The following is a 12,271-nucleotide window of genomic DNA, read 5'->3' as shown; positions in this document are numbered from 1 at the left end:
CCGGCCCGCCGCCCCGGGGGGAGGGCCGATGTGGCGCCAGGTTGTCAGAGGGATCGCGGGGACGGGGCATGATGACCCCGGCGGGTTTACGCCGTGGCCACATCCCGCCACGGCGGACCGGCCGGGAGCGGGCGCGGACACGCGCGGGGAGCTATGTGGGGAGGGCCGGGGGATGCTGGCTGCGATAGGGCTCGACGAGAGGCAGGAGGCGGCCTACCGGGCGCTCGTCACGACAGGCGCCGCGGAGCTGTCCCTTCTCGCGCGCCGGCTGGCCGTACCCGAGGCGGAGGCTGAGCACGCCCTACGGCGCCTGGAACAGCGGGGGCTGGTCGCCCCGTCGTCCTCCCGCTCGGACCGCTGGGTCGCCGCGCCGCCGGGGGTCGCCCTCGGCGCTCTGCTCTCCGAGCAGCGCCACGAACTCGAGCAGGCCGAGCTGGCGTCCGCGCTGCTCGCCGAGCAGTACCGGGCCGACGCGGCGGAGCCCGCGGCACACGACCTGGTGGAGGTGGTGACCGGTGCGAGCGCCGTCTCCCACCGGTTCCACCAGCTCCAGCTGGGCGCCACCTCGGAGGTGTGCGCGCTGGTGACGGGAAAGCCCATCGCGGTCTCGGGGATGGAGAACGAGTCCGAGGAGCGGATGGCCATGCGCGGTGTCCGCTACCGCGTGGTCATCGAGCGCGACGTGCTGTCCTCCCCGTCCGGCATCACGGAGCTCTCGGCGGCCCTGAGCCGCGACGAGCAGTGCCGGGTGACCGACAGGGTGCCCACCAAGCTGATGATCGCGGACGCCACGCTGGCCATGGTGCCGCTGAGCGGCCGCGGCACCGAGCCGGCGGCTCTGGTGATCCACTCCAGCGGACTGCTGGAGTCCCTGATGGGGCTCTTCGAAGCGGTGTGGAGGGACGCGATGCCGCTTCGGCTGGGGGCGGGCGGGATCAGCGAGGAGCACGGGCCCGACGCCGACTCCACCGATCTGGAGATACTCTCCCTGCTCCTGGCCGGCCTCACGGACGCCAGCGTCGCGAAGCAGCTGGACCTGGGGCTGCGGACGGTCCAGCGGCGCGTCAAGGGACTGATGGAACTGACCGGCGTCACCACGCGTCTGCAGCTCGGCTGGCACGCGTACGAGCGCGGCTGGGTCGCGCGCGCCCCGCGCTGACGGGGACGGCCCGCGCGTTCGGTCGCCCGGAGGGCCACGTCGGCGGGCGCGACCGCGGGGACTCCGGCACGCTGGTCGAATGAGTGTGTGGCAGCTCTTTGCCGTCGGGGCGGTGATGCTGCTCGGACTGGTCGGTGTCCTGGTGCCGGGGGTGCCGGGGCAGGCGATCGTCTGGGCCGCCGTCCTCTGGTGGGCGCTGACGGACCCGACCCCCGTCGCCTGGGGTGTGCTGATCGGATCCACCTGCCTGCTGCTGCTGAACCAGGCGCTCAAGCCGCTGCTGCCCGCCAGGCGCCCTCGCGAGTCCGGCGCCCCACGCCGGACTCTGCTGGCCGGGGGGATCGCGGCGATCGCGGGGTTCTTCGTGATCCCGGTGGTGGGGGCGGTCCTGGGCTATGCGGGTGCGGTCTACGGCGCGGAACGCCTGCGTCTGGGCAGCAGGGCGGCGGGCTGGAGTTCGCTCAGGTCGGTGATGCGGGCGACCGGTTACTCGGTGCTCGTGGAACTCTTCTGCTGCCTGCTGGCGGTCGGCGCCTGGCTGGGCGCCGTCGTCTGGGGCTGAGGCCCGCCGGACGCCGCTCGCGTCCGGACTCCCGCGGGCGTGCCCGCGGCACGGGAGTCCGGACGCGGCCCGGTGGCTACCGTGCCCCTCCGCGCTTCATCGCCATGGCCTGGCGGCCCTCCGCCCCCCTGCGCTTCCATTCGCGCAGCGTCTCGCTGCGCAGCCGGGCGTCGGTCTTGGCCGCGATGCGCTGGTTCTCCCTCAGGAGTTTGCGGTAACTGTCGAGCCTCCGTTCGGCCAGGGAGCCGTCCTCGATGGCGCCGAGCACCGCGCAACCCGGCTCCGCCTGGTGGGCGCAGTCGTGGAAGCGGCACTCCCGCGCCAGCTCCTCGATCTCCGAGAAGACCTGGCCGACCCCGGTCCCGGCGTCCCAGAGGCCGACGCCCCGGAGTCCCGGCGTGTCGATCAGAACACCTCCGCCGGGCAGCACGAGCAGGTTGCGGGTGGTCGTGGTGTGACGGCCCTTGCCGTCGACGTCGCGAGCCGCCCGCACCTCCATCACGTCGGTACCGAGCAGGGTGTTGGCGAGCGTCGACTTGCCGGCGCCCGAGATCCCGAGCAGCACGCTGGTCCCGCCCGACACGATCGCGCGGAACACGTCGACGCCCCCTCCGGTGCTGGAACTGACGGGGAGTACCTGCACCCCGGGGGCGACGCGCTCGACGTCCTGGACGAGGTGGGACAGGGTGACGGTGTCCGGCACCAGGTCCGCCTTGGTCAGGAGCACGACCGGCTGGGCCTCGTACCGGCCGGCGCCCTGCCCAGGTCCCAGCAGGGCCGCGCCCTCGGTACTGGACATGGCCAGCGCGAGGAAGCGTTCCAGCCGGCCGAGGTCGAGTTCGACGGCGAGCGACACGCAGATGACGATGTGGTCGATGTTGGTGGCGAGCACCTGTCCTTCGGAGCGCTGCGAGGACGTCGAGCGGACGAAGGCGGTGCGCCGGGGAAGCAGGGTGCGGACGAACCTGGGGTCGCCGTCCGGGTCGACGGCCACCCAGTCACCGGTGCAGACGATCCGCATCGGGTCGCGGGGCACCACGAACGCGGTGTCGGCCCTGAGTGTGCCGCCGGGAGTGACCACGTCGCACTGTCCGCGGTCGACCCGCACCACGCGTCCCGGCAGGAGGCCCTGCTCGGCGTACGGGGTGAAGGCGTCGGCCCATGCGTCGTCCCAGCCGTACGGAGCGAGAGGGTGCGACGGGACGGAGGCCTGGAAATCGTGGAAAGACAAGGGGAACCCTTCACAAGGGCGGTCCCGGCCACGCGCGTCGGGCGCGAGGAGAAGGTTCAGCCGGTGGCCGCAGGGGTGGGAGAGATGCACTTCGGGTTGTGGGCAGCGCCCATCGCAACGACAGTCATCAATGTCCTCACCTCCTGGTTCCTCGAACTTCGCACACAGTAGTCCGGTGCCCGCCCGCACTTCAAAGGGTTTTCGGGAGCGGACGTCGGCCGGTGCCGCTCGGGGCCGTTACGCCGAGTTCTTCCCCGATCAGGTGATACGCGTGCGTAAGGACGGGTCTCGGGCGGTTAGGGTGCCGCACATGACATCACCGAACACCGTCACCTCCCCTTACTCACAAGCCCAGTTGGGCACACAGGTCCTGATCGGCTGGAGCGGGTCCGGTCGGCCGGGGGAACCTGACAGGGCGTTCCTCCTCACCTACTCCCTGGGCGACGGCCCGGACGGGCCCGAGGCCGGAGCCGTGGCCATGCGCACAGCGCTGCAGCGCAGCGGGCTCCGGGTGGGGGGAGAGACCCTGGACGCCACCGCGTTGCCGAACCTGCCGGTGAAGCTCGTCGTCCAGGCCGGACAGGCCGTGCTGACACTCCCGCACTTCAAGGCCCAGTACGCCGTCCCGCCCGAGTGGCTGGCAGCGGCCGGATCGGAGGGCACGGTGCACGGGATGTTCGCCACCCGCCCGTGGCCCGCCGCCGTCCCCGGCCGGCAGGTCACGGAGGAGCTGCTGAGCTCGTTCGCGGGCGATCCGGAGGTCATCGCGTCCTCCGCCCACTGCCTCCTGCCGGTACGCAGCCTCGGCTGACGGCAGGAGTCCGGGCGCACGACGAGGCCCACCACCCCGTGGGGTGGTGGGCTCGAAGGACGTGGCGTGGGGTCAGTTGTTGCCGACGCCGTTGCCGGAGATCACCGGGATGTCGTTCAGGATGTGCGACAGCGGCTCGTCGCCCTTGGCCTGCGTGGAGTTGTCCGCGCACTGCTGGTTCTGCGGGTTCGACAGGACGTTGACGTCCTGCACGGCGATCGGGATGAGACCGATCAGCGAGCCCACGTTGGCCTTGACCGGCAGGGCCACACAGGGCTTGTTCAGCGAACCCTGGACGAGGCTGAGCTGCGGGCTCTGGTCGCCCCGGGTCGCGCTGTTGCCGTACTCCGCCTCGGCACCGTTGCCGTTGCTCGTGGTCGTGCCGTGGTCGTCGCCGATCGCCATGGCCGAGGGGGCCGCGGCGGCGGACAGGCCGATCAGGGATACGGCTACCGCGGCGCCGGCCATCATCTTCTTCATCACGCTTCACCTTTCGGAGCGTCCCGTTGTGGAACGTACTGATAACCCCAAGCGGAGCGATCGGTTCCGCTGCACCACTCGAACGAGTTTGATCACGCTCCCGGGCGACGCGGGACTACCTGTCCCGCTCCCGGCTGTCCGGAGTACGGGCGGCCGGCACGAAGACGCTTCGCCCGCCCGGCGAGGAGTCGCCGGGCGGGGGCGGCGGGGTCCCGGCGCGGCCCGGCCTTCGTACCCCCGGGTCCGCGGAGGCCCGGCCCCATTCCGCGAGCAGCCGGTCGTAGATGGGCGTCAGGCTCTCCGGCGTTCCGTCGCGGCCGGACGCGTGATGACTGTCGTACGGGTCCATGGGGCGCACCTACCCGGACGGGCCCGCCGCGTCGGCCGGAACTGCGGCATCCGGCCCAATTCCCGCACTATCGGGCTACCTGACGGATGGACGCCGGCTCACGGACCGACCGGCGGACAGACCCGTGGGGCCGCTCCGCCGGATGCCCGACCGCTGGTCGGTCATGGTCCGGACGGCACGGCCCCACAGGCGTTCACCGGTTACGACAAGGCGGGAAACGGTGCACCCTGACCTGAGCGGACAGAGACGGGAAGCCGGAGCGGCTCGGTGTCAGTTGTTGCCCGCACCGTTGCCGGAGAGCACCGGGATATCGTCCAGGATGTGCGAGAGTGCCTCGTCGCCCTTGGCCTGGGTCGAGTTCTCGGTGCACTGCTGGTTCTGCGGGGAGGACAGGACGTTGATGTCCTGGACCGAGATCGGGACGAGTCCGAGGAGTGAGCCGACGTTGGCCTTGGCCGGCAGAGCGATGCAGGGCTTGTTGAACGAGCCCTGGATGAGGCCGATCTGCGGGCTCATGTTGCCGTAGGTGCTGCTGTTGCCGTAGTACTGCTCGGCGCCGTTGCCGTTGCTCGTGGTGGTGCCGTGGTCGTTGCCGATCGCCATGGCCGAGGGGGCCGCGGCGGCGGAAACACCGGCGACGGATGCGGCCATGGCCGCCGACGCCAGGATCTTCTTCATCATGAACGTGCCCTTCTGGTTTTTCTGTTGCCCGCCTGTCCGGAGCGTTCTGCACAACTGCGGACAGTGATCACCGGTTGCGCCGTTTCACTCGAACGATGCGTGTCGCCCGCATCCTCACGGTCGCCCGGAGCGACCCGGCGGAATCACCCCCTGGGGAATCCGCTCCCGGAGGATCAACCCCCCAGGGGGAGCCCTCCCAGGAGGGAGCCGGCGGAGTCGGCGACCCCGCTCGCCGTCTGCGCGGACCGGCTGACCAGCCCGTCCTCCCGCAGGGTTCGGGCCGTCTCCCCGGCCGCGTCGACCAGGGGGTTCACCGCCCGGTCCGGGATCCGGGGAACCGTCGCGGTCAGCTCGTCGACGCCGGTGGTCAGGCTCATCCTGGGCGCTGTGGGGACGGTCGCGGCGAAGGCCGGAGCCGATGCCCCGACGGCGGCGACGGAACCCGCGACCAGCGCGGCGGTCTTGGCGTACTTCACTTTCCCTGGTCCTTTCCCCGGCGGCGTACGCCGCCGTCCATGACCGGGACAACGAGCAGGAGCCCTTCGGGAAACTACGCGCGGTACCGGGTCCCGAGACGACGAAAAGGCCCCGGTGCGCGCGACGCGCCCCAGGGCCCTCTCGTGACGGGCGGTCAGTTCGCCCGGAAACGACCTCAGTCGTTGATGCAGACGTTGCCGAACGCCGGGTTCAGCAGACCGACGACGTTCACGGTGTTGCCGCAGACGTTGACCGGGATGTGGATCGGAACCTGAACGATGTTGCCGGACAGGACACCCGGGGAACCGACAGCGGCGGCCTCGGCACCGGAGTCGGCCATGGCCGGAGCGGCGGCACCCAGCGCCATGAGGGTTCCGGCGGCGACGGCGGCAACCTTGGTGTACTTCACTTTCGTCCCTTTCTGCAGCGGAGTCATGAGCGGTCACGTCTTTCGTGCCCGCACGAACGCTCTGTTGAATGCGTTCGTAACTCCGGAGCTGTTATCCGTAACGATCGACGGGCGGCGACGAAACGCTATGGAAGAAGTTTCTCTCGAATCCGCCCGAATGCTGCAGGCCCGGGCCACGCGATGGAGGAGTGTCGGCGGCCCGGACCGGTCCTGGGGCCCGGGTCAGCTGTTGCCGGCACCGTTGCCGGAGAGGACCGGGATGTCCGACAGGATGTGCGACAGCGGCTCGTCGCCCTTGGCCTGCGTGGAGTTGTCCGCGCACTGCTGGTTCTGCGGGTTCGACAGGACGTTGACGTCCTGGACCGCGACCGCGGCGAGGAGTCCGACGAGCGCTCCGGCGTTGGCCTTGACCGGCAGGGCCACACAGGGCTTGTTCAGCGAACCCTGGACGAGGCTGAGCTGCGGGCTCTGGTCGCCCCGGGTCGCGCTGTTGCCGTACTCCGCCTCGGCACCGTTGCCGTTCCACGTCGTCGTGCCCGTGTCGTCGCCGATCGCCATGGCGCTGGTCGCCGTGAGACCGAGGACGGAGGCGGCGACGGCTCCCGTAGCCAGAACCTTCTTGATCACGATTAGCCCTTCTCGTACCGAGTGCCCCGCAGCGGAGCGACCTGATCAACTCACCGCCCGCAGTTAGGTTCCCCCCGTTCACCCGAATGCCCGCCTCGCATCGAAATTCCGAACATACGTGCGTGCCCCTTTCGGGTGATTACAGAATTTCCACGAGTCTCCAAGTTTCCCCCGTAACCACCGGGTCGTTATGGAGTCGTCCGCGTCGATGGAATGACTGCCATCAGGGTCACCGCCTACGCGAATTTCCCCGGAGAAGGGCATGTAATGCGACAGGTTCTGAACAAAAGCATGATCGTCATGGCGGCGGCGTCCGGCATCCTGACCGCCGCCGGCGGTTACGCGCACGCCGACGCCGCCGCCGACGGTGTCGCCGCCAATTCGCCCGGTGTCGGCTCGGGGAACGCCGTCCAGGTGCCGGTGCACGTCCCGGTCAACCTCTGCGGCAACACCGTCAATGTGATCGGACTGCTGAACCCGGCCTTCGGCAACAAGTGCGCCAACGTCAGCTCCGGGCACGGGGGCGGGGGCGCGCACGGGGGTGGCCATGGTGGTGGTCACGGCAGCGGTCATGGTGCGGGACACGGCCACGGGGGTTCGGGTGCAAGCGCCGACGGCAAGGCCGTCGGCTCGCCCGGCGTACTCTCGGGCAACCTCATCCAGGCGCCGGTGGAGGTCCCGGTGAACGCCTGCGGCAATTCCGTGGACGTCGTGGGCGCGCTGAACCCCGCGTTCGGCAACTCCTGCCTCAACGACAGCGGCCCGCACCGCCACCACCCGCCGGTGAAGCCGCCCGTCGACGAGCCGCCCACCGAGGAGCCCCCGGTCGACGAGCCCCCCACCGAGGAGCCCCCCACGGAGGAGCCCCCGACGGTCACCCCGCCGACCTCGAAGCCCCCGGTGGAGGAGCCTCCGGCCGGCAACCCCGGGCCGAACACCCCGAACACCCCGGACACCCAGCTCGCCCAGACCGGCGCCGGGAACATCGGCCTGGCCGCCGGCGCGAGTGCCGTGGCGCTCCTGGGTGGCGCGGTGCTCATGCGCCGTACCCGCGCCTCGCGCGTCTGACCGGCTCCACGCCCCCCGAGGGGCCTGCCGGCGGGTTCTCCCGCCCGGCAGGCCCCTCGGTCCGATCCCGGCGGCGGTCCACACCGGTTCGGCTGCCTTCTCTGCCCGGACCCAGATCTGACGTCTGATATCTGATGCCTTGGTAACGTGTCCCCCTGCTCCACGACCGGAACGCGAGAGGGGTCGACAGGTGGGGAGTTCACCCACGCCGGGCGGGAAGCCCGGCCGGACGCTGCTCCGGCAGGAGGTCGCCGAGGGCATCAAGCGCCTCATCCTGGAGGAGCGACTGCGTCCCGGCGATCCCCTGCCCACCGAGCCCGCACTCTGCGAGGCGCTCGGCGCGAGCCGTTCCAGCGTGCGCGAGGCCGTCAAGATCCTGGACGCGCTGGACATCGTCGAGGTACGCCACGGATACGGCACCTACGTCGGCCGGTTGAGCCTCTCGGCACTGGTGGAGAGCCTGGCCTTCCGCGGACTGCTGTCCCCCGGCGACGACTTCCGGGTGCTGGCCGACCTCGTGGACGTACGCGAACTCTTCGAGCGCGGGATGGCCGACCGGATCATCTCTCTCCTCCGGCCCGCGGATCTGGACGAGCTGGACGTCCTCGTGGACGAGATGCGCGGGACGGACGCGCACACGGGCGAGGGCTTCGTGACCGCGGACCGGGCATTCCACGCGCTCCTGGTCGCTCCGCTCGGCAACGACCTGATCGGGCAGCTGTCCATGGCCTTCTGGGACGTGTACGCGATCGTCGCCCCGCACCTCGACGGGTTCACCCACGCCGACGAGACGGCCACCCTCGCCGCCCACCAGGCCATCGTGGACGCCGCACGGGCCGGTGACGTCGAGGGTTTCGTCAAGGCTCTGGGGGAGCACTACGCCCCCGTCCGCCGCCGCATCTCGGAGGCCCGCACCGCCTGAGTCCGGCCTGACCGGCCGCGTCCTCACCAGGACCGGAACCGGGTTCACTGCCGTCAGGAGCTGCGGTCCCCCGCGTCGAGCCTCGCCCGGATGCCGTCGAAGTGCGTGCGCATGGCGCGTACCGCTCGCTCCCCGTCACCCGCGGCCACCGCCTCGACGATCTCCAGGTGCTGGGAACAGGTGGTGTGCGGGTCCTGGTGACCGTCGTCGAGATCCTCACGCACCCTGTCCATGGCCGCCCAGAAGGCGTCCAGCACCTCGCTGAGCAGATGGTTGTCGAGTGAGGCGTAGAGCGCCAGGTGGAAGGCGCGGTCGGTGGAGCGGGCAACTCTGCCGGTCCGCGCCTCGGACTCCATCGTGCGAACGAGTCCACGGAGCGTCGTCAGGTCCTGGGCCGGCACGCCTGCGGTGACGGCGCCGACGAGGCCGGCCTCGAGCGCTTCCCGCACCCTCATGAGTTCCAGCAGACCCGGCTCGCCGCGCCGGTGGCGGACGGCCGCGCGGAAGGCGAGACCTTCCGCGAACGGCGAGAGCGACAGGGATCCGACGAAAGTGCCTGACCCGCGCCTGATCTCCACCACGTTGACGGCCTGGAGCGACTTCAGGGCCTCGCGTACGGAGACCCGGCCGGCATCGAACAGTTCCGTCAGTTCGCTCTCGGTGGGCAAGGGGTCCCCGGGGCCGAGCCGCCTCTCGAGGATCAGCTCCTTGATCCGGCGCTCGATGTCCTGAGCCATGGTGGGGCGGGCCACAACTGTCCTCCTGGGATGGATCTACCTCTTGACCGTGCGCCGGGACTTCTGTTTATGGTGAGCCCAGACATAGGACATCTTACGTCTGATCTCACGCCACCGTTTGCCCTGTGGGCCCGCGGAGGCGCGCACCGATTCCCTGGAGCCCTCGAAATGCCCCTGACCGCACCCCTGCACGGCGTCGTTCCGCCCGTCTGCACCCCACTCGACGCGCACGGCGAGGTGGACACCGGTTCCCTCTCCCGGCTCGTCGGCCATCTCGTCGACGGCGGCGTGCACGGGCTGTTCGCGCTCGGCTCGACCAGCGAGGTCGCCTATCTGACGGACGCCCAGCGCGCCGTCGCCCTGGAGACCGTGGTCACGGCTGCCGCCGGGCGGGTGCCGGTGCTCGCCGGAGTCATCGACACCACGACCTCCCGGGTGCTCGAACACGCCCGGACCGCCGCGGATCTCGGCGCGGACGCCCTCGTGGCCACCGCGCCCTTCTACACCCGCACCCACCCCAAGGAGATCGCCGGCCACTTCCGCGAGCTCCGTGCCGCCGTCGGTCTCCCGCTGTTCGCGTACGACATCCCGGTGGCCGTGCACTCCAAGCTTCCCGCCGGGCTGGTGCGCGAACTCGCCGAGGACGGCACCCTCGCCGGCCTCAAGGACAGCAGCGGCGACGAGGGCGGTCTGCGCCGGCTGCTCGTGGAGCTCGGTGGACGCGAGGGCCGGTCGAGCGGTCCCGCAGCGGACTTCAGCGTGCTGACCGGTTCCGAACTCACCGTGGACGCCGCCCTGCTGGCCGGGGCCGACGGTGTGGTGCCCGGCATCGGCAATGTGGACCCGGCCGGATACGTCCGGCTGTACCAGGCGGCACGGGCGGGTGACTGGGAGCTCGCGGCACGGGAGCAGGAACGCCTCGTCGCGCTGTTCTCCATGGTCGACGTCGGCCCGGAGGCGGACATGGGCCGCAGTTCCTCCGCGCTCGGCTCCTTCAAGCAGGCTCTGTGGCTGCTGGGTGTCATCGAGAACGGGTCCACCGTCTTCCCGCAGATCCAGCTGTCCGGTGAGTCCGTCGCGCTGGTCGCCGAGCGGCTGCGCGCCGCCGGACTCCAGCCGGTCCGATGAACGTGAGGGCGGCCGGCACGCCGGTGATCGGCCTCGACCTCGGCGGCACCAAGATCGCGGCCGCTCTCTTCGCCGCCGACGGCCGGGTGCTCGCCCGCCGTACCCGGACCACGCCATCCCGGGACGGCGCTCCGGCGGTGCTCGACGCGCTCGCCGCAGCGGCGGCCGACGTCGACCCGGACGGCCTTGCCGGGGTACTGGGCGTCGCCGCCGCCGGGGTCGTCGATCCGGAAACCGGCACGGTCACCAGCGCCACCGACTCGATCAGCGGCTGGGCGGGCACCGCTCTGGGCCCCGGGCTCGCGGCCCGCACCGGCCTCCCCGTGGCCTGCGACAACGACGTACGCGCCGCAGCGGGGCCGGAGCTCGCCGCCCTGGCCGCCCCTGGTGCCTCCCTGCTGTACGCGGCCGTCGGCACAGGCGTGGGCGGGGCGCTCGCCGTGGACGGGCGGATGCTTCTCGGCGCGGCGGGTCTCGCCGGGCACCTCGGGCACCTCCCCAGCGCGGAGGCCACCGGACTTCCCTGCACCTGCGGGGCCGTCGGCCACCTGGAGGCCATCGCCTCCGGGCCGGGCATCACCGCACACTACGGGCGGCTCACGGGTACGCCGGTGGAACGGCTCGAGACCGTGGCCGCCCGGGCTGCCGGAGGTGACGCCGCCGCCGTACGGTCCGTCACCACCGGGGCGGCGGCGGCCGGGAGGGTGCTCGGCGGCCTCGCCAACGCCCTCGGGCCCGACCGGGTCGTCGTCGGCGGCGGCGTCCCGCGGATCGGCACCCTGTACACCGACGCTCTCGACGCCGCCTTCGCCGCGGAGCTGATGCCGCCGTTGCGAGGGCTGGTTCCGCGGCCGCCGCGCTTCGGACATGACGCGGCGGTACGGGGCGCCGCCTCCCTCACCACCACTCTTCCCCTCCATCGTCCGGGAGTTCTCCGATGACCGCTGAGAATCTGGCCCGCGCACTCCGCGGCCGGCTGATCGTCTCCTGCCAGGCGCCGCCCGGAGATCCGATGCGCGAGACCGCGACCCTGGTGCGGCTGGCCCGGTCCGCGGCCGCCGGCGGCGGGGCCGCCGTCCGCGCCGACGGTCCGGAGGTCGTCGCCGCGATCGCCGAGGCGGTGGATCTGCCGGTCGTCGGACTGTGGAAGGACGGCGACGCGGCCGTCCGCATCACCCCGACGGTCCGCCACGCCGTCGCGATCGCGGAGGCGGGTGCGGCGGTGGTCGCCGCCGACGCCACCGGCCGGCCCCGCCCCGACGGTTCGGCCTTCCCCGAACTCGTGGAGGCCGTCCACGCGGCCGGGTCACTGGTGATGGCGGACGTCTCGACCCTCGCCGAGGGTGTCTCCGCGGCCGGGGCCGGGGCGGACTTCGTGTCCACCACCCTCTCCGGCTATGTGCCGGGCACCCCGGAGCAGGAGGGCCCCGACCTCGCCCTGGTGTCCGCCCTCGCCGCCGCCATCGGCGTACCGGTGGTTGCGGAGGGCCGCATCCGCACCCCCGAGGAGGCCGCCCGGGCTCTGGCACTGGGTGCGCACAGCGTCGTCGTCGGGACCGCCATCACCGCACCGACCGCCCTGACCGCCCGTTTCGTGGCCGGTCTCCCCCCGCGCTGAACCGTCCGGACC

At 71.7% G+C, this 12,271-nt stretch carries 16 protein-coding genes; 8 read left to right on the top strand and 8 right to left on the bottom strand.

The features are described from left to right. Positions 1 to 172: 172 nt before the first annotated feature. Positions 173 to 1,159 (top strand): helix-turn-helix domain-containing protein, encoded by a 987-nt coding sequence (locus tag ACFXOA_RS14050; RefSeq protein ID WP_385026640.1) that lies wholly within the window; start codon positions 173 to 175, stop codon positions 1,157 to 1,159. A 79-nt stretch (positions 1,160 to 1,238) separates the two neighbouring features. Next, on the top strand, positions 1,239 to 1,721 hold the full coding sequence (locus ACFXOA_RS14045) for a DUF456 domain-containing protein (RefSeq protein ID WP_385026637.1): 483 nt from the start codon (positions 1,239 to 1,241) through the stop codon (positions 1,719 to 1,721). 76 nt (positions 1,722 to 1,797) lie between these two features. On the opposite strand, the gene rsgA is transcribed toward ACFXOA_RS14045, so the two are convergent. Further along, entirely contained in the window at positions 1,798 to 2,952 is a 1,155-nt protein-coding gene (rsgA, locus tag ACFXOA_RS14040) for a ribosome small subunit-dependent GTPase A (protein ID WP_385026634.1), read from the bottom strand. A 310-nt stretch (positions 2,953 to 3,262) separates the two neighbouring features. Here rsgA and ACFXOA_RS14035 point away from each other — a divergent pair, with 310 nt between their 5' ends. Further along, a complete protein-coding gene (locus ACFXOA_RS14035) occupies positions 3,263 to 3,763 on the top strand; it encodes a DUF5949 family protein (RefSeq protein ID WP_385026631.1) in 501 nt (166 codons plus the stop codon). 72 nt (positions 3,764 to 3,835) lie between these two features. Here ACFXOA_RS14035 and ACFXOA_RS14030 read toward each other — a convergent pair whose 3' ends face one another. The 6 genes from ACFXOA_RS14030 to ACFXOA_RS14005 form a co-directional block, all read right to left on the bottom strand. Beyond that, positions 3,836 to 4,243, bottom strand: a complete 408-nt coding sequence (locus ACFXOA_RS14030) for a rodlin (protein ID WP_385026628.1) — start codon at positions 4,241 to 4,243, stop codon at positions 3,836 to 3,838. Positions 4,244 to 4,358: 115 nt separating this feature from the next. Then, entirely contained in the window at positions 4,359 to 4,592 is a 234-nt protein-coding gene (locus ACFXOA_RS14025; RefSeq protein WP_385026625.1) for a hypothetical protein, read from the bottom strand. A 270-nt stretch (positions 4,593 to 4,862) separates the two neighbouring features. Continuing rightward, positions 4,863 to 5,273: a rodlin gene (locus tag ACFXOA_RS14020; RefSeq protein ID WP_385026622.1), complete on the bottom strand. Its 411-nt coding sequence runs from the start codon at positions 5,271 to 5,273 to the stop codon at positions 4,863 to 4,865. 173 nt (positions 5,274 to 5,446) lie between these two features. After that, complete coding sequence (locus tag ACFXOA_RS14015) at positions 5,447 to 5,749, bottom strand: hypothetical protein (protein WP_385026619.1); 303 nt, start codon at positions 5,747 to 5,749, stop codon at positions 5,447 to 5,449. A gap of 176 nt (positions 5,750 to 5,925) precedes the next feature. Continuing rightward, complete coding sequence (locus ACFXOA_RS14010) at positions 5,926 to 6,159, bottom strand: chaplin (protein WP_327113122.1); 234 nt, start codon at positions 6,157 to 6,159, stop codon at positions 5,926 to 5,928. Positions 6,160 to 6,381: 222 nt separating this feature from the next. Beyond that, a complete protein-coding gene (locus ACFXOA_RS14005; RefSeq protein WP_362549051.1) occupies positions 6,382 to 6,786 on the bottom strand; it encodes a rodlin in 405 nt (134 codons plus the stop codon). Positions 6,787 to 7,053: 267 nt separating this feature from the next. Between ACFXOA_RS14005 and ACFXOA_RS14000 the strand changes: the two genes are divergently transcribed. Together ACFXOA_RS14000 and ACFXOA_RS13995 are read left to right on the top strand one after the other, a co-directional pair. Next, complete coding sequence (locus tag ACFXOA_RS14000; RefSeq protein WP_385026615.1) at positions 7,054 to 7,854, top strand: chaplin; 801 nt, start codon at positions 7,054 to 7,056, stop codon at positions 7,852 to 7,854. A 190-nt stretch (positions 7,855 to 8,044) separates the two neighbouring features. Continuing rightward, positions 8,045 to 8,776 carry a FadR/GntR family transcriptional regulator gene (locus tag ACFXOA_RS13995; RefSeq protein ID WP_385026612.1) on the top strand — a complete coding sequence of 244 codons (732 nt, stop codon included), beginning with the start codon at positions 8,045 to 8,047 and terminating at the stop codon, positions 8,774 to 8,776. A 53-nt stretch (positions 8,777 to 8,829) separates the two neighbouring features. Here ACFXOA_RS13995 and ACFXOA_RS13990 read toward each other — a convergent pair whose 3' ends face one another. Continuing rightward, on the bottom strand, positions 8,830 to 9,528 hold the full coding sequence (locus ACFXOA_RS13990) for a FadR/GntR family transcriptional regulator (RefSeq protein WP_385026609.1): 699 nt from the start codon (positions 9,526 to 9,528) through the stop codon (positions 8,830 to 8,832). A 153-nt stretch (positions 9,529 to 9,681) separates the two neighbouring features. On the opposite strand from ACFXOA_RS13990, the gene ACFXOA_RS13985 reads away from it, so the two are divergent. Genes ACFXOA_RS13985 through ACFXOA_RS13975 form a run of 3 tightly spaced genes read left to right on the top strand, consistent with a single transcriptional unit; the run spans position 9,682 to position 12,259 of the window. Beyond that, the gene (locus ACFXOA_RS13985; RefSeq protein WP_385026607.1) at positions 9,682 to 10,641 is read left to right on the top strand and encodes a dihydrodipicolinate synthase family protein; all 960 of its coding nucleotides are present in this window, start codon (positions 9,682 to 9,684) and stop codon (positions 10,639 to 10,641) included. Then, positions 10,638 to 11,582: an ROK family protein gene (locus ACFXOA_RS13980; RefSeq protein ID WP_385026604.1), complete on the top strand. Its 945-nt coding sequence runs from the start codon at positions 10,638 to 10,640 to the stop codon at positions 11,580 to 11,582. The genes ACFXOA_RS13985 and ACFXOA_RS13980 overlap by 4 nt, the downstream gene beginning before the upstream one ends. Continuing rightward, on the top strand, positions 11,579 to 12,259 hold the full coding sequence (locus ACFXOA_RS13975) for an N-acetylmannosamine-6-phosphate 2-epimerase (protein WP_385026601.1): 681 nt from the start codon (positions 11,579 to 11,581) through the stop codon (positions 12,257 to 12,259). The genes ACFXOA_RS13980 and ACFXOA_RS13975 overlap by 4 nt, the downstream gene beginning before the upstream one ends. Positions 12,260 to 12,271 lie beyond the last annotated feature (12 nt).

It is taken from the genome of Streptomyces sp. NPDC059166, assembly GCF_042755185.1.
Classification (GTDB): Bacteria; Actinomycetota; Actinomycetes; order Streptomycetales; family Streptomycetaceae; genus Streptomyces.
Note: the sequence above shows the minus strand (reverse complement) of the source record. Positions and strands in the feature narration are given on the sequence as shown.

Coding starts and splice junctions, on each gene's coding strand:
- ACFXOA_RS14000 (WP_385026615.1), top strand. CDS start 7,054: ATGCGACAGGTTCTGAACAAAAGCATGATCGTCATGGCGGCGGCGTCC.
- ACFXOA_RS14025 (WP_385026625.1), bottom strand. CDS start 4,592: ATGGACCCGTACGACAGTCATCACGCGTCCGGCCGCGACGGAACGCCG.
- ACFXOA_RS13985 (WP_385026607.1), top strand. CDS start 9,682: ATGCCCCTGACCGCACCCCTGCACGGCGTCGTTCCGCCCGTCTGCACC.
- ACFXOA_RS13975 (WP_385026601.1), top strand. CDS start 11,579: ATGACCGCTGAGAATCTGGCCCGCGCACTCCGCGGCCGGCTGATCGTC.
- ACFXOA_RS14020 (WP_385026622.1), bottom strand. CDS start 5,273: ATGATGAAGAAGATCCTGGCGTCGGCGGCCATGGCCGCATCCGTCGCC.
- ACFXOA_RS14045 (WP_385026637.1), top strand. CDS start 1,239: ATGAGTGTGTGGCAGCTCTTTGCCGTCGGGGCGGTGATGCTGCTCGGA.
- ACFXOA_RS14030 (WP_385026628.1), bottom strand. CDS start 4,243: ATGAAGAAGATGATGGCCGGCGCCGCGGTAGCCGTATCCCTGATCGGC.
- ACFXOA_RS14035 (WP_385026631.1), top strand. CDS start 3,263: ATGACATCACCGAACACCGTCACCTCCCCTTACTCACAAGCCCAGTTG.
- ACFXOA_RS14050 (WP_385026640.1), top strand. CDS start 173: ATGCTGGCTGCGATAGGGCTCGACGAGAGGCAGGAGGCGGCCTACCGG.
- ACFXOA_RS13980 (WP_385026604.1), top strand. CDS start 10,638: ATGAACGTGAGGGCGGCCGGCACGCCGGTGATCGGCCTCGACCTCGGC.